This is a genomic window from Nannocystis pusilla (assembly GCF_020073745.1).
Classification (GTDB): Bacteria; Myxococcota_A; Polyangia; order Nannocystales; family Nannocystaceae; genus Nannocystis; species Nannocystis radixulma.
The window spans coordinates 146,084-165,549 of record NZ_JAIRAU010000011.1; the positions used below are offsets into that span (position 1 = coordinate 146,084).

The following is a 19,466-nucleotide window of genomic DNA, read 5'->3' on the forward strand; positions in this document are numbered from 1 at the left end:
TGAGCTCGCCGGCGCGCGCGCCACCACGATTCACGGCCGGACGCGACGGGTGATGGGGAATCCACTGACCCCCTCGACGCGGCGCGCCGGGCACCTGTCTCTTCGAACATCTCGATTCACGGGTGCAGCACGACCTTGATGCAGCCGTCCTGCTTGTCGCGGAAGGTCCGGTACGCCGCGGGCGCCTGCTCGAGCGGCAGGCGGTGGGTGATGACGAACGACGGGTCGATGATACCGGCCTCGATCTTCTCGAGCAGCGGCTGCATATAGCGCTGGACGGGGGTCTGGCCCATGCGGAAGGTCAGGCCCTTGTTCATGGCCGGGCCGATCGGCAGCTTGTCGACCGCGCCGACGTAGACCCCGGGGATCGACACGGTGCCGAACTTGCGGCAGCACAAAATCGCCTCGCGCAGCACGTGCGCGCGGTCGGTCGCCAGCCTCACCGGGGTCTTCACCTGGTCGAGCACCGTGTCCGGGCTGCCGAGCCCGTGCGCCTCGCAGCCGACGGCGTCGATGCAGCGATCCGGGCCGCGACCGCCCGTCATCTCCATCAGCCGGTCGTAGACCCTCTCGTCCTCGAAGTCGATCACCTCGGCCTTGCCGGCCGCGGCCATGGCGAGGCGCTCGGGCACGCAGTCGATGCCCACGACCCGGCCGGCGCCGAGCATCCAGGCGCTGCGGATCGCCATCTGCCCGACCGGGCCGCAGCCCCACACCGCCACGGTGTCGCCCGGCTCGATGCCGCAGATGTCCGCCGCGAAGTAGCCGGTCGGAAAGATGTCGGACAGGAACAGCACCTGCTCGTCGGTGAGCTCCGACTCGATCCTGATCGGGCCGACGTCGGCGAACGGCACCCGCAGGTACTCGGCCTGTCCGCCCGGGAATCCGCCCGTCATGTGTGAATAGCCGAACAGGCCCGCGGGCGCCTCGCCCATGAGCTCGCGGGCCATCGCCGCCTCCGGGTTGCTGACGTCGCAGCCGCTGTACTCGCCGCGCTGGCAGAAGTAACACACGCCGCAGGCGATCACGAACGGGACGACCACGCGGTCGCCCTTCCTCAGCCGCGTGACCGCCTTGCCGACCTCGACGACCTCGCCCATCGCCTCGTGACCGAGGATGTCGCCGGGCTCCATCGTCGGCACGAAGCCGTCGAACAGGTGGAGGTCCGACCCGCAGATCGCGGTCGACGTGATCCGGACGATCACGTCGGTCGGGTCGAGGATGGACGGATCGGGGACGGTGTCGACGCGGACGTCGCCCGTACCGTGCCAGCACAGTGCTCGCATGAATGCTCCTCCGCTGCAGTGGATCGATTCGCGTCGACCGCCCGGCCGCCCCCGGCCGCCGCCCCGGCGCTGCGCTACCCTGAGCGATCGCGCCGCGATCGCAAACACCCTGCGCTCGTCCCCGGCGCGCCTGCTCCGCCGCGACGGCGTCGCGTCCGTGCTCGCCGCACGCGACGCACCCCGGCGACGAGCGCCGGCGCCGCGCTCGCAGCTCGTCCCGCGGACCAGCTGCGAGCGCGCGAGCGTCGGCCGGCGATCAGCGGATCCAGATATGGCCGGCGGTGTTGTAAATATTCGGACCGCCGGCGAAGCCGCACGGCGTCCGCCACGGCGCGTCGACCCCGGGGGCGACGTCGCAGGCGACCGTGTAGTGCGACTGCGCGCCGAACCCGGCGGCGTCGTTGAGCGTGCTGCTGTTGACCTCGTTGTTGAGCACCAGGCCGAAGCGGACGCGCGCGTCGTAGCAGGATTGGTCGTCGTCGATGTTGATGCCGACGGCCATGTAGTTCGGCGCGATCGAGGCGTCGGCCAGGCTGCGGCCCTGGATCGTCAGCCAATTCACCATGTCCGCCTGGTCCTCCTGGAAGTACAGGCCCTTCATGGCGATGTCCGAGCCGACCGGGGTGTTCGTGAACAGATCGAGCAGGGTCGTGGTCGCCGGCAGCGAGTACGACTTGCAGCCGTAGGCCTTGGTGATCGGGTGCTGCATGCAGCCGCGGATCTCGCCGCCCGGGAGCACGTTGTAGGCCTTGAACTTGCCGTCGGTGGTGTCGGTCGGGGAATTGAGCGCCTCGTTGACCACCGAGACCGTGGTCCAGTGCGGCGAGTAGAAGTCGAAGATCCCCTGCGACGGGGCGAAGCGGATCGCCAGGGCCCAGCCGCCGCCGTCGGTCGTCATGTCGCACCAGACCTTGAACGGCGCCTGCGGGCCGGCGCCGTCGGCGTCGATGTCGTAGAGGCCGTCGGGCGCGTTCGGTTGGGCCTGCTTGATCGCCTTGCAGCTGGCCGAGACGACGCACTGGCCGCCGTCGCAGCTGCCGCTCTCGCAGTCGGTCGGCTCGGTGCAGCCCTCGGCCAGCTCGCACGGCGGGCACTCGGGGCCGCCGCAGTCGACGTCGGACTCGCCGCCGCTCTGGATGCCGTCGCTGCAGCTGGGCGCGGCGCAGAGGGTCGTGCACGCGTCGGTCTCGTCGGCGTTGGCGTCGTCGCAGGTCTCGACGCCCTCGTGGACGAACCCGTCGCCGCAGCTCGCCGCGGCGCAGGTGCTCAGGCACTCGTCGGTCTCGATGGCGTTGCCGTCGTCGCACGCCTCGCCCATCTGCAGCACGCCGTCGCCGCACGAGGGCGGCGCGCAGTCGTTGTTGCAGGCGTCGTCGTCGACCTCGTTGCCGTCGTCACAGGCCTCGCCGGGCCCGACGAACCCGTCGCCGCAGCTCGCCTCGAGGCAGCCCTCGACGCAGGTGTCGGTGTTGTCGTCGTTGCCGTCGTCGCACTGCTCGGCGCCCTCGACCTGACCGTCGCCGCACACCGGCTCGGGCTCGCCGGTGGTGCCCGTCGTCTCCGCCTCGGTGGTCCCGGTCGTGCCCGTGGTGGTGGTGTCGGTCGTGGTGGTGCCGGTCGTCGGCTCGACGGTCGTCGTCGGCAGCGAGGTCGCGTCGCCGGAGGCGCTCCCCTCGGTCGGCTGTGTGGTGGTCCCGGTGGTCGTCGGCGTCCCCGTCGTCGGCGTCCCCGTCGTCGTCTCGACCGAGGTGGTCCCGGTGCCGGTGCCGGTCTCGGTCGCGCTCGTCGTCGCGCTGTCCCCGTTGCACGCGACCAGCACACAGATCCCCCACGCCGCCGCATTCCAGAGCTGAATTCTCATCGATCCTCGCCTCCACACATCGCGCACGACGGGTATCCGACGCCCCCTACCCTGTCAAGCTCAGCCGCGCGCGCGGTTTCTGTCGGGCGCGACATCAGCCACGGCCACGCGTCGACCGCTCGCTGTCTGCCCCGCCGCGACGCGTGCGCGGGTGCGCCGTCGCCAGCGCCGGCCTCGGCGGCCGCGCGATTCCTGCCTGCGGCGGGCGAACGAGAAAGGCGACGGCGCTCCGCAGCGCCGCCGCCTTCAATCCGCGATATCGGGCGGATCAGCCGCCGCACTGGGCGCCGCACTGCTCGACGGCGATTGTGACGCACGCGCTCGACCACCCCACATCGCAGCAGTTCGAGTCGGCCGCGCACACGCACGCCTCGACCGCGTCGAGCTCGCAGCCGAGGGAGGGGCCGGCCATGCAGCAATCGCCGGAGATGCAGAGCGCGGTGTCGAGGGTGCAATCGTCCTTGCAACCCAGGTCACCGCCGCTGAACAGGCCGCCCGGCTGATCGGCGCAGGTCGCCCCGCCCGCGATCTGGTCGCCGTCGCAGGCCTCGTCGCCGTCGAGCTGGCCGTTGCCGCAGGTGGGGATCGGGTCGCAGCCGGAGGTGTCGAAGGCGCCGCAGCCGTCGGCCGCGCAGGCCAGCGTGCCGCCGGGGAAGCCGAGCGACTCGCAGGTCGCGCCGCCGAGATCGGTGCCGTCGCAGGTCTCGCCCGGATCGACCTCGTCGTTGCCGCAGGCGTCGCACTGCGAGGTGTCGAAGTCGTCGCAGGTGGCGTTGCAGGCCAGCGTGCCGCCGCCGAAGCCGAGCGACTCGCAGCTCGCGTTGCCGAGCGCGGCGCCGTCGCAGGTCTCGAGGGCGTCGATCGTGTCGTTGCCGCACGGGTCGCACTGCGAGGTGTCGAACCCGCTGCAGCTGTCGTTGCAGCCCAGCGTGCCGCCGCCGAAGCCCTGCGACTCGCAGGTCTCGCCGTCGAGCGCGGCGCCGTCGCAGGTCTCGCCGTCCTGCAGCTCGTCGTCGCCGCAGGTGAGGCACTGCGAGGTGTCGAAGGCGGTGCACAGGTCGTTGCAGCCCAGCGTGCCGCCGACGAAGCCCTCCGACTCACAGGTCGCGCCGCCGAGTTGGTCGCCGTCGCAGACCTCCTTGTCCTGGTCGAGCTCGCCGTTGCCGCACGACTCCATCAGGCACAGGCTGGTGTCGAAGGTGCAGTCGGCGGCGCACGCCAGCGTGCCGCTGTCGAAGCCGAGGCTCACGCAGTCCTTGGCGTTCAGGTTGTCCAGATCGCAGTCCTCGCCGGCGTCGAGGATCGCGTCGCCGCAGGTCTCACCGGCGGTCGTGGTCGTGTCGGTGTCGGTGCCCGTGTCCGTGTCGGTGCCACCCGTCGAATCCGTCGTGTCGCCCGTCGTCGTCGTCGTCGACGTCTCGGTGTCGCCCGTCGTCGTCGTCGTCGACGTGTCCGTCGTCTCTCCCGTCGTCGTCGTCGTCGACGTGTCCGTCTCTCCCGTCGTCGTCGTCGTCGACGTGTCCGTCGTCGGCTCGGGCGTCGAGGTCGACGTCGGCTCCATCGTGGTCGTCGGCGGCTCCAGGGTGGTCCCAGGCTCGGTCGTCGACGTGTTCTGCTCCGTGGTCGACGACGTATCCGTCGTCGTGTCGGTGTCAGAACCCATCACGGCGTCGCCGGGGCAACCAGTCAGCGCGGTCAGAAGGAACAATCCGGGGAAAATTGCGGAATAGCGCATCGAAAAATCCGAGCTTTCTGCTGAAGTCAGCGCCTGCATCCTGCGCTCAACCGTCCTCGCATTACAGCGAGTGCAGACGTCGCCCGGCGTGAGCGTCCGCTCGCGCATGCCCGTGACGGATCCGCCGAGTCCCGCCACTCGCCCCATGGAGAAAAAATGCGAGTACCAGGCTCAACAGGCTTCTGTCACGAACAGCACCGCGACGAGCTCATCGAGCTCGACGATGTCGAAAGGCTCGCAGCTCCGCGGCTCCGAGCCGCCAGACTCGCCGATCCCCAGCGACGCCGCCGTGCGGTCGTTGGCCAGACGAAAGCGGGCACCCGGCGCATTGGCGAAGTCGATGCCGTAAATTGGGGCCTCGCGCGCGAGCCAGATGTGCATCGAGATCGGCTCGACGTCGGGTGCGGCGATCTCGATGCGGCGAAAATCGATGGCCCCGCCCCGGCCGTCGAACTCGAACACCGTCGGATAGACCCCGTCGAGCTCGACCCGCAGCGATTCGCCGGGGTCCAGATCCCGCACGTCGCGCGCCGTGATGCTGGCGAACAGCGGCGTCACCGTGGTCACACCGCCCGCCGTAAAAACCTCGTCGCAGCCTGCCACCATCACGCTGGAGGCCGCGAGCCCCAATACCACCAGGACCCGTGCCATGATTGCCTCCCGCGACGCCTTCAGCTCTCGTCGACCACCGTGTCCTGCGGCAACAGGTACAGCTCCACGTTGCCCTTGCCGTCAGGCCGCACGAGGTCGGGGCGAATGCCGGCCTCACGCAATTGGGCCCGCAGCCGCCGCAGATTGCGGTCCCAGTTTTGCCGCATGATCCCGCGGTCCGATTCGTCGCCCCAGATCTCGCGCGCGACGGCCTCCCACGAGACGAGGCGATTGATGGTGGCCAGCTCGCTGACGATCCGTGCCAGGAGGCCGGCGATCACACATTCGGGTCGACCGGGCATTCTCACGTAGACTGTGTCGTACCTGGCGACGATGGTGAGCGGTGGGTCGTTCTGGCCGATGCTGCGGGTGCTGAGGGCCCCATCACCGAGCGGTCTGGCCTGGGTCGCGAAGTGATGCCCGCGCAGCTCCCACGAGGTGCCGGCCTCCAGCTCGACCGGCTCGCGGTCGCCGACCCGCAGGGTGAAGCCGTCGGAGGTGCCCCAGATGTACGCCTCGGCGCCGGGCAGATACTCCGGGTGGAGCTTGTAGCTCGGGGTCTGCGACGGCCCGCTGCTGGCGGTGACGATCGAGTAGACCGACTCGCTGAGGGTGCACAGCTCCTGACCGTCGCCGTAGAGCACCATCACGCGGTCCGGCAGCTCGACCGCCTCGACGTCGAGCGTCACGTTCTGCGACAGCCGGATCCGCTGGCCCGGCGCGAGGACGATCGACGACTTGCGCTCGCCGTCGAGGATGATCCAGCGCCGCAGCGAGAGGATCTGCAGGTGCCGCCCGCGCATGCTGATGAACGCGTGCGCCTCCGACACCTCCGGGCTCTCGATCCGCAGCTCGGCCGTCGACGCGCGGCCGATGAGCCCGCCGGCGGCGACCTGCGCGGTCCGCCCGTCGGGCAGGCGGAAGCGGACAAACGGAGTGTAGCGACCTTGCAGCACGACAGGCCTCCTCGGTGAGTCAGTGATACTACCAGCGGACCTGCGGCCCGCGGACACCCAAACAAGCGCGGTTCACAGCGACGGCGGGGCGTTGATGCCCGACGGCGGCCGCGCGCGGAACTTCGCGCGAGTGCCGCCTTCGGCGTTGCCTTCCATGGAGCCCGCGTTCTGCTTGAGCGCGCTCGGCCCGGCGTGCGCCTCGGCGGCGCGTTGGACCACCTCGTCGCAACCGGACACGGCGGTGAGGGCGAGGGCGGCGAGGGCGAGAGTGACGGTGCGGGACATGACTACCTCCAGACAGGTTTGATGAGACATGTTCTTTGGGCTAGGAAGGTGGACGGAGCCAGCCGGCCAGCTCGGCGGCGCGACGCGCCCCGGCCTCGCCGAAGCGGGCGTAGAAGCGCCCGGCGGCGGCCCGCCGCTCGTCGGCGGCCGCGGTCTCGCCGAGCGCGGTGAGGGCCTCGGCGAGGCACCACTGAGTGTCGGCGACCTCGCGGAAGTCGCTGCCGGCGCTGGACCACACGACCGAGGCCTGGCGCAGCAGCTGCGCGGCCCCGGCGTGGTCGCCCCGGATCAGCCGGGTCTGACCGAGACCCTTGAGCACGAAGCCCTGGGCGTCGCTGTCGGCGTCGGGGATCCGCGCCAGCAGCGTCTGCGCCTGGACGAACCGCGCCTCGGCCTCGTCGGGCAGGTGCAGGCCGAGCAGCGCCTCGCCGGCCTTGGCGTGGGCGCGGGCGACGACCTCGCCGTCGGCCCCGTGCAGGGCGGCGGCCAGGGTCAGCTCGCGCTCGGCGGCCGCGAGCGCCTCGGCGTAGCCGCCGAGCAGGAACTGGGCCTCGCCGACGACCGCGAACACCTCGTCGTCGGCGCTGCCGGTGGCGTCGAAGATCGCCCGCGCGGCCTCGCCGTGGGCCAGCGCCGACGAGGCGAGGCCCTCGTAAAGGTCGACGCGGGCGAGCGCGAGGTGCAGCTCGAGGACCTTGCCGTGGCTGTCCCCGAAGACATATCGCGCCACCGCCAGCGCGCGCTCGAAGGCGGCCCGCGCGGCGTCGAGGCGCCCGCGCTGCTCCTCGAGCAGGCCGAGGTTGTACAGCGCGACCAGCACGTACGGGTGCCGCGGCCCGAGCGCGGCGACGAAGCCCTGCTCGGCCTCGGTGTAGAGGACGGCCGCGTCGGCCTCGCGCTCCTGGTCGACCAGCGCGGTGGCGAGGTTGAGCTTGAGCTTGGCGATCGCTACCGCGTCGGGCGCGGGGCTCTGGGCCCACAGCGACAAGGCCTTGCGGAACGCGGACTCGGCGGCGCGCGGCTGCTCGCGCCCGCGCGCGACCAGACCCTCGGCCTGCAGCCCGCGCGCCCGCGCGTCGGCGGCCGGACGCCCGAGCCGCTCGGCGCTGGCCCGCGCCCGCCGCACCCACTCGAGCACCGGCAGCCCGGGCCGCCAGTGCAGCGCGCCGACCTCGACCAGGTACTGCCACACCTCGGCGACCAGCACCTCGTGCCGGCTGGCCTCGGCGAGGTCGACCGCCTCGCTCAGGCTGGCCACCGCGGCCTCGCTGCGCCCGAGGTAGTGCTCGACGCGGCCGCGCTGGTACAGCGCCTCGGCCAGCACCGGCGGGTAGTCGAGCCCGCGCGCCGCCCCGACCGCCGCCTCGGCCATCGCCAGGCTCTGCGCGTACTCGCCGGACACCTCGCGCACGCGCGCCCGCTCGAGCGCGGCCCGCAGCGACGACACCCGCGGCCGCTCGTGCGCGTCCGGCGGACGCAGCCCGAGCGCCAGCAGCTGGCGGTCGTCGCAGTCGGCCAGCGCCGGCAGCTGCGCGGCCGCCCGCGCCGCGTCGTCGACGTCGATCCGCGACGAGCTCACCAGCAGCTCGACCAGCGCCGTGAAGCGCATGCGCGGGTGCTCGAGGCAGCTGGCCCGCGCCCGCAGCTCCTCCGAGCCGGCCGCGTCGGCCCGCGCCGCGGCTGTGCACACCGCTTCGCGCCGGACCTGCCAGCCGGTCACGTAGTCGTCGAGCGTCGACTCGACCCGCGCCCACCGACCGGCCGCGCCGACGAACTTCTCCTGCAGCTCGGCCCGCACCGCCGGGGTCCACTCGACCGCCAGCGCCTCGCCGGCCGCGCCGCAGCGGTCGGCCTGACCTGCCCCATAGGACAGGGCCCCGAGGACACCCGCGAGCGAGCCGGCGGCGGCCAGCCAGCGCCACGGCCGCAGCGGCCGCTCGGCGGCGATCGCCGACAGCTCGGCGAGCAGCGCGTCCATGCCGGGGTAGCGCGCCGCCGGGTCGCGCGCGAGGCCGCGGCGCAGGACCTTCCACAGCCTCGGCGGCACGACCGAGCCGCGCGGCGGCTCCTGCGGCCGATCCTGCAGCAGCGCCCGCTTGAGCGCGAACGCGTCCTCGCCGACGAACGGCCGCCGGCCGTACACGCCCTCGTACAGCGCGACGCAGAAGCTGAATTGATCGGAGCGGGCGTCCGAGGGCTGCAGCTTGAGCCGCTCGGGCGCCATGTACGCCAGGGTGCCGACCGGGCCGCGGCTCGAGGCGACGGTGCTGCTGCCGTTGCTGACGCCGCCGCTGCCGCGCCGGGTGGCGCCGGCGTCGGAGATCTCGCCGCTCATGTCGGCGCCGGCGGCCTCGTGCACGCGCGCCAGCCCGAAGTCGCTGACCATCGCCCGCCCGCGCGCGCCGACCAGCACGTTGTCGGGCTTGAAGTCGTGATGGACGAGGCCGGCCTCGTGCGCCGCCGCCAGCCCGCTGCCGGCCTGGATGAACAGCCCCAGGACCTCGCGCCAGCCTCGCGGCTGCTCCTTGAGCCATGTCCGAAGGGTCACGCCCTCGACCAGCTCCATGGCGACGTAGACGCCGCGGTCGCACACGCCGACGTCGAACACGCCGACCACGTTGGGGTGGGTCAGCCGCGCCATCGCCTTGGCCTCGCGCACCAGCGAGGCCGGGACCAGCGCGCGCGACGACTCGCGCAGCATCTTCACCGCGACCTTGCGGTCGAGGTCGGGGTCGTAGGCGAGGAACACGTTGCCCATCGCCCCGTGCCCGAGGTGCCGCATGATGACGTAACGACCGGCCCGGAACGGCTCGAGCTCGGCCTCGACCGCCCGCGTCGCCGCCTCGTAGGCGACCGCGCCGCGGGCCGCGTCGACGTACATGCGCCCGAAGTCCCCGCCCTCGCTGCTCCCGACCGCCTCGAAATCCCCCGAATCCCGACTGGCGTCGGGGTCTGTGCGCATCCGCGCAGAGTTCGGGGTGGCGTCGAGGGAGGGCATGAGACTTCGCACCGAAACTGAAGCCACAATACCAACATTCACGCCGTTACGAGATCCGACCCCGATCGGAACGAGAGAAACATCCTCACACGCGGACCCGCCGGCCATTCCCGGCGCTCGCCCCGCCAGCTCGGACAGGCCGAGAAAGCGCGACGAGGGCGCCCTGCGGGCCGACCTGAAACGCAAACCGGCGGGCGGAGAACAAGCGAGGTCACGGCCCGAGCATCGGCCGATGCCGCCCCTGCCGATCGCCCAGATGGAGACCGCTGGCTCCGGCTCGTCGGCGCGGCCGGCACGCGCGAGCCGCCGCCGCCCTCCCGCTCGGCCACGGCGAGGTCCCGACCGACCTGCCGGGGGCGTGCCCGCCGACTCCCGACTGCCTGGCCCCGACGAGGGCGCGGCGGCCGAGCGCAGCTCTGTCCCGAAGGACAGGCCCCCGCATCGCCGCCGCGGTCGAGCGCAGCCCTGTCCCGAAGGACAGGCCCGTGCATCGCCGCCGCGCGGCTCGCCCCGCCGCACCTGTCCTCTCGCGCATGCTTCGGCAGCACAAATAAAATGTCCCTTGCGACATGTCCACGAAGACATGCCGCCGTGCCCGCTCCTGTCACATGCCTCGAGGGGCATGTCCCTCGCGTCCTCGCCGCCGCTCCATGCCTCGAGGACATGTCCCTGGGGTCAGTCACCCTCGCGCGCCTCTGCGCGGCCCCGCGGCGCGCCCTCGCGCGTGACGGAGCCGCCCGCGCTGTGGCATCCTGGCGGCGATGCGCACCCTCGCCGCCGCCCTCGCCGTCCTCCTCGTCCCGCTCGCCGCCCGCGCCGACCTGCTGCCCGAGGGGCACAAGGGCGTGAAGCTGTCGCTGCACGTCGACGCCGAGGTCCCGGCCGGCAAGGCGCTGGTGCTGGCCAACACCTTCGAGGGCGGGACCCTGATCGTCCCCGGCACCGACCAGCCGATCTCCTGGCACCCGCTCGGCGGCGAGATGCAGCTGCGCCTGGTCGCCGCCGCCGACGGCGAGGCGATCAAGGCGGCCGGGGCCAACCTCGACCGCGACAAGAGCAAGCCGCTCGTCGCCGCCGGCGTCGTGTGTGCCCCGCCGTTCGCCGGCGTGCGCACGATCGTCGACACCTCGCCGGCCGTCGAGGTCCGCTGGACCTACCGCGCCAGCGTCAACGACAGCAAGTGCAGCGCCGAGCTGGTCAAGCAGGAGTACCTCGACGCCGCCGGCAAGGCCGTGCCCGCCCCGCCGCCGCTCGGAGAGCCGGCGCCCACCAACGCCCCGCTCGCCGACCCGCCCAGGACCGCGCCCCCGAGCCCCGCGCCCGCGCCGGCCGAGCCCGCGCCGGTCAAGGCCGCCGAGGCCCCGCCGACCAAGGCCGCCGCGCCCGAATCCGCCGGCGGCTGCGACCTCGGCGGCTCCGCGGCGGGCGGCCTCGCCGGCCTGGCGCTGCTCGGCCTGCGCCGCCGCCGGCGCGCCTGAGACAGCTCCGAGGACATGTCCGAACGGACATGTCCTCGTCGAGGGCGCCGCCGCGTCAGTCGCAGGTCGGCCCGTACGACAGGTCGTTGATGCTCTGCTCCAGTTCGGGCAGCTGCATGTAGTTGTTCGAGCCGTCGAGCGCGATCTGGAACAGCCGGTCGCCGTTGTTGGAGAACGCCTGCTTGCTGACCGGGTCGAACTCGAGGCCGACCGAGTTCCACTGGCCCTCCTCGATGTCGGCGACCACGGTGCCCTCGCCGGTCTCCGGGTCGATGCTGAGGATCCGGCTGTTCTGGCCGTCGGTGACGAGCATGCGCTCGCCGACGCAGTCGACCGCCATGCCGCAGGCCTGGATGTTGACGCCGTTGCCGTCGACGGTCAGCGGCTTGGCGCCGAGGACCTCGCCGGTGCCCGGGTCGAAGGTGACGAGCTCGTCGCCGTCGGAGTCGACGCCGTAGAGCGTGCCGTCGTCGAGGAAGCCGAGGCCGCAGATCGATCGCCCGTGGTCGGCCAGCTCGATCGGCGTGTCGCCGCTGCAGTAGTCGACGACGATGAGGATCTGCTTGGCCGACTGCGAGCAGTAGATCGTGGCGTCGATCGGCGAGATCGCGCAGGTGATCACCGCGTAGGGCGGCGCCAGCGGGCCGATGTCGACGCTGGCGAACACGTCGAGGTCGCCGGTGGCGGTGTCGATCGCGAGGAACTCGCCGTTGTCGGTCGCGGTGTAGAGCACGCGGTCGCCGGGGTTGATGTCCGCGTTCGAATCATAGCAGTCGGAGCCGCCGTCGACCCCGTCGTCGACGCTGCTGTCGCCCCAGCCGTCGCCGTCCTCGTCCTTCATGCATTTGCTCGGGTCCTCGACCTCGGCCGAGCCGGGGAAGGTGCTCGCGTCGTCGTCGTCGCAGTCGGTGCCGGGGACCGCGTCGGGGTCAGTCGGCGTGTTGTCGCCCCAGTCGTCGCCGTCGGCGTCGGTCATGCACGCCTCCGGATCGTCGTTGGGCGCGGCCCCGGGGAAGGTGTGCTCGTCGCCGTCGTCGCAGTCGTCGTCGTTGGGCACGAAGCCGGCCGGCGGGTCCTCACCGGGCTCGGACGGGACGCAGTTCGCCGGGTCGCCGAACCCGTCCCCGTCCTTGTCCTCGCACCACGACCCGCCGTCGCCGCCGGTGATCGTCGCGGACTCGCTGTTCGAGTTCGAGTTCGAGTTCGAGTTGCTGTTGCTGCCCTCCGTCGCGCTGCCCTCCGTCGCGCTGCCCTCCGTCGGCGCCGTCATCGTCGGCCCGTCCGACTCCGACTCGGACGCGTCGGTCTCGCTGCCCTCGGTCGCGCTGGCGGTGATGCCGGCGGTCATGCACGCCTCGAGCGACTGGTTGAACACCGCGCCGTCGTCGACGCACGTGCTCGAACAAGCGGGAGCGTGGCAGAGCCCTGCCGCGAACAACCAACCGAAGCGACGCATGGAGACCATGCGCCCACGGTATCGGGCCCACCGTGAGCCCGCAAGAGCGCGCCGCGCGGGGTCGATCGATAGCGCGCCTACAGCAGCGAGCTCGGCGTCGACGCGTCCCGACGGCCTCTCGCCTCGCGCAGACCGCCGGGGTTCACGCTCGACACGCCTCAAGATGGAGACGCCGCCGAACCCGAGCCCGGATGCCATCCGCGGATCGACGGCGAGTCCGAGGCCGGTCGTACTGTCGCGCCGGGCCCCCGAGAGGCGGACGCGCCGGCGAGAGTTCGACCTGTCCCCGAGGTCATGTCACGGGCACATCGGCGGATCGAGGCAGTCGAACAGCGGGTCCACCCCCTCGAACGTGCTGTCGCACCACGCCGGGTTGCACGCGTCGCCGCTGTGGATCGCCGCGCCGGCGAGCTCGCGGAACGTCACCCCCGTCAGCGCCATCGTCCCCGGCCCGGCCAGCGCGACCTTGTGCGCCGCGCCCGTGCAGCCCTGGCCGTTGCCCGCGTACTCGAAGATCGCGTGCTCGATCTGCGGCGGCCCCCCCACCGACGTGAACACCACGCAGCCCCAGTCGCCCGCCTGCGGCGCGTCCCGGGCCGACGTGAAGCGCACCGGCGCCGCCTCCGTCCCCGCCACCCGCAGCTTGCCGGCGAACACCTCGAGGCTGCTGCCGTCGAGCTGCACCACCGTCCCGGCCGCGAGCGTCACGTCGCCGTCGCTCGCGACCTGCACGTAGCCGAGCAGGCGGTACGGCACGGTCTGCGCCGACCAGGTCCCGGGCTCCTCGATCGCGTCGAAGGTGCCCTCGACCTCGACGACGTCGTCGACGTCGACGAACACCTGCCCGCCGGGCACGCGCAGCAGCGCCGCCGGGGCCACCCGCAGCGACGCCCGCGCGTTGTCGGCGAAGGTGTTCGCCTCGAATTCGCGGATCAGCGCGTTGTCGCCGAGGATCACCCCGTGGCTCGCGCTGGCGCGGACCTCGTTGAACGAGAACGCCTCGGCCGGCGCGTGGATGTCGAGCGTCGTCTCGGGCTTGTTGCCGATCGCGTCGCAGGCCTGGCCGCCGTGCTCGAACCGCGCGTGCACGATCCGGCTCGCCGAGCTGCCGCCGCCGATCCGCACGCACTGCCAGTCGCCCGCCTGCGGCGCCTCCGCGGCCGAACGGAAGTGCACCGGCTCGGCCTCGGTGCCCTCGATCACCAGCGCCGAGTTGTCGTTGAAGGGTCCGGCGTGGAGGAAGCCGCCGGCGTCGACGTGGACGGTCGTGCCGGCCACGAGGGTCAGCGTCGCCCCGTCGACCACGCTGGTCCGGTACATCTGGACGCAACCTGGCCCGAACGTCATGTCGGTGTCGACCGTCTCCGGCAGCATCGGGCACGGGTCGCCGGTCGTCGGCTCGGTGGTCGTCGGCACGTCGGTGGTCGTGCCCGTCCCGCTGCTCGTGTCGGTGGTCCCGGTCCCGCCGCCCTCGGCTCCGCCGCTGTCACCGCAGCCCGCCAGCGCCCACAGAATCATCACAGTCGCGCTCGTCCCTCGCATCGCCCCCTCCTCGCCGCGTCCGCGACCGAAGTCGAATCGCTCGAGCGCGACGCGGGCGTCAACTGTCGCGGCGACCCCCCAGGCGCGATCGAAGGCATCGCGCGCGCATGCCCGTCGGCGCCCCGAATCTACGGCTCCTCGACGCCATATCAACATGACTCTTCAGACATATGTGCACCATCCACCGCCCGCCCCGGCGCGTCATCGCGAAGGGCGGTGTATGAGGAAAGCTATCTGCTCAGTTCGAGTCGGTGCAGCAGCACCTGATGGCGGGCTTCCCCCGGTTCTGAATGTCGTCGCAAGGCTGATTCGAACCGAGAGCGCTCTCGTCTTTCATGCACAGCGTGGGACTACCGTAAACAAACACGGTCTTTCCGTCGCACTGCGCCTCTGCGCACGTCTCCCCGAAGCTTTGGCAGATCTGGGAACAAGTCGCAAACCCGGAGTCGGACGTGACGCACTCGCTCCAGGTCTGGCTGCACCCGCCTCCCTCACAGCCCATCGACGTGCATGCATGGCCGCACGTCCCGCAGTTCGCCCCGTCGCTGGCGAGATCCGTGCAAGCCCCGTCGCAGGCCGAGCCGCGAGCGTGCCACGTCGACGGCCTCGTCGCTACCGGTTCACCGGCGAGGTCCACCACGCCCCCACGCCCCGGCTCGCCTCTCCCGCTGCCACGGACCGTGATGACCCCCACGGGCGCCCGCGTTGACGCGCGCGGAGGCGTACGCGAGCCTGCTCGAAGATGCCCCGCCCTCAGCACGCCGTCCTCCCGCTCCTCGTCCTCGGAATCGTGCCTCTGGCCTGCGGTGACTCGACTGCCGGCAGCAGCGACTCTCTGAGCTCGACGAGCGTGACCACCGCGACGACGCCGTCCGGCTCGGCGACCGATTCACCGACGGGCGTGCCGACCACCAGCGCCGGCAGCGACAGCGCCACGGGCTCCACCTCGACCTCCGCGGGCACCACCGACGACGTGTCGGCCAGCGGCAGCTCGGGCTTCAAGTTCGACACCCCCCAGGGTGGAGACGCCGCCGACCCCGACACCGAAGGCCCTGCGCCGACCTGTCACGTCGTCGACGACATGGACGCGATCGGCGATTGCAACAAGGAGGCCCCGCCCGACAGCTTCGAGCCCGAGGTGCAGTGGTCCTGGGGCAACCAGAACGGCAGCGGCGGCAGCTCCTCGACCCCGCTGGTCGCCAACCTCACCGACGACAACGGCGACGGCGCGATCGACCTGTGCGACGTGCCCGACATCGTCGTCGTCACCGGCAGCGCCTTCGGCGGCCAGATCCACGTGCTCGACGGCGCCACCGGCGTCGAGCACTTTGCGATCCCCACGCCCGTCGACGGCTGGGTCACCCCGGCGATCGGCGACATCGACAACGACGGCCTGCCCGAGATCGTCGCCGCCACCCCCGGCGGCACCTTCCTCGGCCCGAGCGCCCTGATGGCCTTCGAGCACGACGGCGCGCTCAAGTGGACCACCACCGACAAGTTCAACCACGACCAGGGCGGCGCGGTCGCCCTCGGCGACCTCGACAACGACGGCGACGTCGAGATCGTGTGCGACGACCTCGTCGTCGACCACGAGGGCAAGACCCTGTTCATCGCCCCCGAGCAGGCGCAGTGGGACTTCGCGTTCCACTGCACCGCCACCACCCTCGCCGACCTCGACGGCGACTTCGACCTCGAGATCGTGCTCGGCCAGGCCGCCTACCACCACGACGGCAGCGTCTACTACAACGACGTCTCGCTCAAGCCCGGCTTCCCCTCGGTCGCCAACCTCGACCCGGACCCGCAGCCGGAGATCCTCCTCACCAACAACAACGGCATCACCGTGCTCGAGCACGACGGCACCGTGAAGTTCAAGGACATCAAGCCGACCGGCGACAACGGCCTCGGCGCGTGGTTCCGGCCGTCGACGATCCACGACTTCGACGGCGACAAGCAGAGCGAGTTCGCCACCAGCTCGGCCGCGCACTACTCGATGTTCGAGCCCGGCGGCAAGGTCGAGTGGACCGCGAACGTCGACGACGGCAGCGGCTGGGCCGCCGGCACCGCCTTCGACTTCCTCGGCGACGGCATCGCCGAGGCGATGTACGCCGACGAGGTCAACCTGTACGTCTTCGACGGCAACGGCGTCCCGCTGCTGTCGGTGCCGCGCAGCTCGAAGACCCTCATCGAGTACCCCGTGGTCGCCGACGTCGACAACGATGGTTCGGCCGAGATCGTGGTCGTGTCCGACGTCGGCTACGACGACCAGCAGACCGCCCCGACCGTGCAGGTCATCCGCGACAAACAGGACCGGTGGATCCAGGCCCGCCGGATCTGGAATCAACACACCTATCACGTCACCAACGTGCGCGAGGACTCGACCATCCCGCAGTACGAGCCGCACTCGTGGGAGCTGCTCAACACATTCCGCACCAACGCGCAGATCGAAGGCGGCTCGCTGTGCAAGCCCGAGCCGCCGATGTGACGCGCGGACCCGATCGGCGGGGGCGGGTCGCGCATCGCCTGGGCCCTCCCAGTACATCCCATGGCTCGAGGCCCGGCGCAGCGGCATGTCGGGGCCCTCGCGCAGCGTGACGCGCGGCAACGCCCCTCATCGACGGCTTCGCCGCGAACTCGATCCGTGTAAGCTCGGGCCGATGCGCACGCTCGTGACCGTTGCGATCGGACTCGTGCTGGGTTGTGGCAGCTCGGGCCCCATCACGTCACCCGAGCCGGTCGCCCCCGCGGAAGCCCCGGTCATCAAGGTGTATGTCGCATGGGTCCTGACCGCCGCCCCGACGGAACTCGACGTGATCGAATGCATGCTGACGCTGCTCGTCATCGACGAGCACGGCAAGGAGACCCTGCATCAGGTCGGCCGCTGGTGGCGGCTGCAAACCACGTTATACGAACCGGTCGAGCCCACGCCGCCTGGCGAGCCGGCGTTGTTTCGTACCGCGGCGGTCATGGGCTCGGGCGGCCAGCTGACGGACGAGCCGCAGTTCGAGGTGCTGCGCGAGCCCGCCGGCGCGCTCGTCGTGCGCGGCCGCGACAAGGACACGCCGTGGCAGGAGCTCGCGCACGTCAGCCTCCCGGCGAGCACGCGCGTGCGGCCGCAGATGCCACACTGACTGTCAGTCGGGCCCACGTCGCCGCGCCGCGCTGTCCCCGACAATTCGGAGGCGGCGCCGGGCGAGCGACTCGCCGCATTCCGCGGGCGAGCCGTCGCCCACGAGGACGTGCGAGCGCGGCGCCCTCGCCCGGACTCATTCCAGATCGACCTCATCCGCGACCAGCCTGCCGTCCTCGATGCGGCCCTCGATCTCGACGCGATCCCCGTTGCGGATGCTGTCGCAGGTCCCGTCGTCGAACTCCGTCTGCTCGTCGGTGATGATCGTCTCCCCCTTGACGGTGAAGCTGAGGTCGGGGCACGTGCCCTTGAGGCTCTCCACGGGGCCCACGACCTCGACCTCGTCCCTGTCGTCGTTGTCCCGATCGCGCGCCTGAGCCTCCTGGGCGACCATGGCGAAGCCGAGCGAACCGCCGATCGCCAGCGCCGCCGCGAGGATGTGGATGTTTGTCTGTACGGATTTCATGCGGCGAAAGGTGCCCCGCTGCGTCGTCCTGTCAAGCGTGCTCTGATATGGCGCCACCGCGGCTCGGCTGCTCGGAGCCATCGACGATGGATGCGCCGGCGATGCTGTTGGTGATCGCGACGCGCCGCAATCCGCGATGTAGCCGGGCCGGCTCAGCTGCGATACGTGCGAAGCTGGTGCTGGCCCCGCCGCACCATGTCGAGCGCGCGGCGCTCGGCCTCGTACAGGATGCGCTCCTCGTCCAGCGTGCACAGCGTACGCCTGCGCATCAGCCAGCGGCCGTCGACCATCACGTCGGTGACGTCCGCCGCCTTGGCCGCGTGCACGAGGTTGGCCACCAGGTCGTGGCGGGGGCGCATGTGCGGCGCGTCGAGGTTCACCAGGATCAGGTCCGCGGCCGCGCCGACCTCGATGCTGCCGCTGCGCCCGAACCCGAGGGCGAGCGCGCCGTCGCGGGTGGCCATGCGCAGCGCCGCGTCACCGGCGAGGCGCGCGGGATCGCCGGTCTGGTACTTCTCCATCAGCACGGTCTGGCGCATGACCGCGAACATGTCGAGATCCGAGTTCGAGGCCGGACCGTCCGTGCCGAGGCACACCCGCACGCCGGCGTCCAGGCGCGCGGCCAGCGGGGGGAACGGCATGGCCAGCTTCATGTACGTGATCGGACAGTGAGCGACGTGCACGCCCCTGGCCGCGAGCACGGCGGTGTCGTCCGCATCGAGGGCCAGACCGTGCGCGACCACGCAGCCGCCGGGCGCGTCGAGGAGGCCGAGCGCGTCGACGTGCTGGACCGGTCGCCGCCCGTGACGCGCAAGCGACTGCGCCACCTGCTCCTCGCTCTCGGCCACGTGCAGGTGGACGCCCAGCCCGCGCTCGTGCGCGACCTCGGCGACGCGGCGCAGGAACTCGGGCGGACACACGTATGGTGAATGCGGGCCGAGCAACGCGCGGACGCGGCCCTGCTCCTCACCCAGTTCGTTCACGGCCGCGATCCACTCGAGCGTGCCCTCGAAGCCGGGACCCACCTCGGACTGCGGTCCGATGCCGAACACGCACCAGGCCAGCGCTGCCCGCATACCGCTCTCGTGCACGACCGCGGCCACGCGGTCCATGTGGAAGTAGTGGTCGTTGTAGCCGACGATGCCGCCGCGGATCATCTCGCAGGCGGCGAGTCGCGCGCCCCACTCGACGTCGTCGGGCGTCAGCGCGCTCTCGGCCACCCACATCTTCTCGTTGAGCCAGCGGTCGAACGGCAGATCCTCGGCCCAGCCGCGCTCGAAGGTCATGGGGCTGTGACAGTGACCATTGAAGAACCCGGGCAGGAGCGCCCGGCCGCGGCCGTCGACGACCTCGTCCGCCGCCTCGAGCGGCATGTCCGTGGCACCAGGCCCCACGTACGCGATCCGGCCGTCTCGCACCACCACCGTGCCACCGGGCACGATGGTGCCCGCGGCGTCGAGGGTCACGATATCGACGTTGCGGATGTGCACGACGGTCATGGCCGCAGAGTATCTCACTGCATCGAGATATCCGCGAGGTGCCCAAACCGGCCTCGTCCATGGGCGAGGCTCGAAAAATTTTCGCAAAAACCAGGAAAACCACCGCGCGAGCGACTCTCCGCCCCT

General features: G+C 71.6%; 14 protein-coding genes. 3 read left to right on the forward strand and 11 right to left on the reverse strand.

Features of this window, described 5'->3' with window-relative positions; genetic code table 11:
- Window positions 1-116: 116 nt before the first annotated feature.
- The 7 genes from K7C98_RS12185 to K7C98_RS12215 form a co-directional block, all read right to left on the reverse strand.
- Entirely contained in the window at window positions 117-1,286 is a 1,170-nt protein-coding gene (locus K7C98_RS12185) for a zinc-dependent alcohol dehydrogenase (RefSeq protein WP_224191786.1), read from the reverse strand.
- A gap of 256 nt (window positions 1,287-1,542) precedes the next feature.
- Window positions 1,543-3,147, reverse strand: coding sequence for a fibrinogen-like YCDxxxxGGGW domain-containing protein (locus K7C98_RS12190; protein ID WP_224191787.1), 1,605 nt, complete (start codon window positions 3,145-3,147; stop codon window positions 1,543-1,545).
- Between the two features lie 268 nt (window positions 3,148-3,415).
- A complete protein-coding gene (locus K7C98_RS12195) occupies window positions 3,416-4,810 on the reverse strand; it encodes a hypothetical protein (protein WP_224191788.1) in 1,395 nt (464 codons plus the stop codon).
- Between the two features lie 243 nt (window positions 4,811-5,053).
- Complete coding sequence (locus K7C98_RS12200) at window positions 5,054-5,533, reverse strand: hypothetical protein (RefSeq protein ID WP_224191789.1); 480 nt, start codon at window positions 5,531-5,533, stop codon at window positions 5,054-5,056.
- A 20-nt stretch (window positions 5,534-5,553) separates the two neighbouring features.
- Complete coding sequence (locus K7C98_RS12205) at window positions 5,554-6,489, reverse strand: FHA domain-containing protein (RefSeq protein WP_224191790.1); 936 nt, start codon at window positions 6,487-6,489, stop codon at window positions 5,554-5,556.
- A gap of 72 nt (window positions 6,490-6,561) precedes the next feature.
- Window positions 6,562-6,774, reverse strand: coding sequence for a hypothetical protein (locus K7C98_RS12210; RefSeq protein ID WP_224191791.1), 213 nt, complete (start codon window positions 6,772-6,774; stop codon window positions 6,562-6,564).
- A gap of 40 nt (window positions 6,775-6,814) precedes the next feature.
- On the reverse strand, window positions 6,815-9,736 hold the full coding sequence (locus tag K7C98_RS12215; RefSeq protein WP_224191792.1) for a serine/threonine-protein kinase: 2,922 nt from the start codon (window positions 9,734-9,736) through the stop codon (window positions 6,815-6,817).
- 797 nt (window positions 9,737-10,533) lie between these two features.
- On the opposite strand from K7C98_RS12215, the gene K7C98_RS12220 reads away from it, so the two are divergent.
- The gene (locus K7C98_RS12220) at window positions 10,534-11,250 is read left to right on the forward strand and encodes a hypothetical protein (protein WP_224191793.1); all 717 of its coding nucleotides are present in this window, start codon (window positions 10,534-10,536) and stop codon (window positions 11,248-11,250) included.
- 55 nt (window positions 11,251-11,305) lie between these two features.
- Here the strand turns inward: K7C98_RS12220 and K7C98_RS12225 are convergent, their stop codons facing one another.
- Both K7C98_RS12225 and K7C98_RS12230 read right to left on the reverse strand, forming a co-directional pair.
- The gene (locus K7C98_RS12225) at window positions 11,306-12,715 is read right to left on the reverse strand and encodes a hypothetical protein (protein WP_224191794.1); all 1,410 of its coding nucleotides are present in this window, start codon (window positions 12,713-12,715) and stop codon (window positions 11,306-11,308) included.
- Window positions 12,716-13,003: 288 nt separating this feature from the next.
- A complete protein-coding gene (locus K7C98_RS12230; protein ID WP_224191795.1) occupies window positions 13,004-14,224 on the reverse strand; it encodes a hypothetical protein in 1,221 nt (406 codons plus the stop codon).
- A gap of 766 nt (window positions 14,225-14,990) precedes the next feature.
- Between K7C98_RS12230 and K7C98_RS12235 the strand changes: the two genes are divergently transcribed.
- Window positions 14,991-16,730 (forward strand): FG-GAP repeat domain-containing protein, encoded by a 1,740-nt coding sequence (locus K7C98_RS12235; protein ID WP_224191796.1) that lies wholly within the window; start codon window positions 14,991-14,993, stop codon window positions 16,728-16,730.
- A 172-nt stretch (window positions 16,731-16,902) separates the two neighbouring features.
- On the forward strand, window positions 16,903-17,376 hold the full coding sequence (locus tag K7C98_RS12240) for a hypothetical protein (RefSeq protein ID WP_224191797.1): 474 nt from the start codon (window positions 16,903-16,905) through the stop codon (window positions 17,374-17,376).
- Between the two features lie 135 nt (window positions 17,377-17,511).
- Here K7C98_RS12240 and K7C98_RS12245 read toward each other — a convergent pair whose 3' ends face one another.
- Window positions 17,512-17,841, reverse strand: coding sequence for a DUF5666 domain-containing protein (locus K7C98_RS12245; protein WP_224191798.1), 330 nt, complete (start codon window positions 17,839-17,841; stop codon window positions 17,512-17,514).
- A gap of 152 nt (window positions 17,842-17,993) precedes the next feature.
- A complete protein-coding gene (locus K7C98_RS12250) occupies window positions 17,994-19,340 on the reverse strand; it encodes an amidohydrolase family protein (RefSeq protein ID WP_224191799.1) in 1,347 nt (448 codons plus the stop codon).
- Window positions 19,341-19,466: the final 126 nt, after the last annotated feature.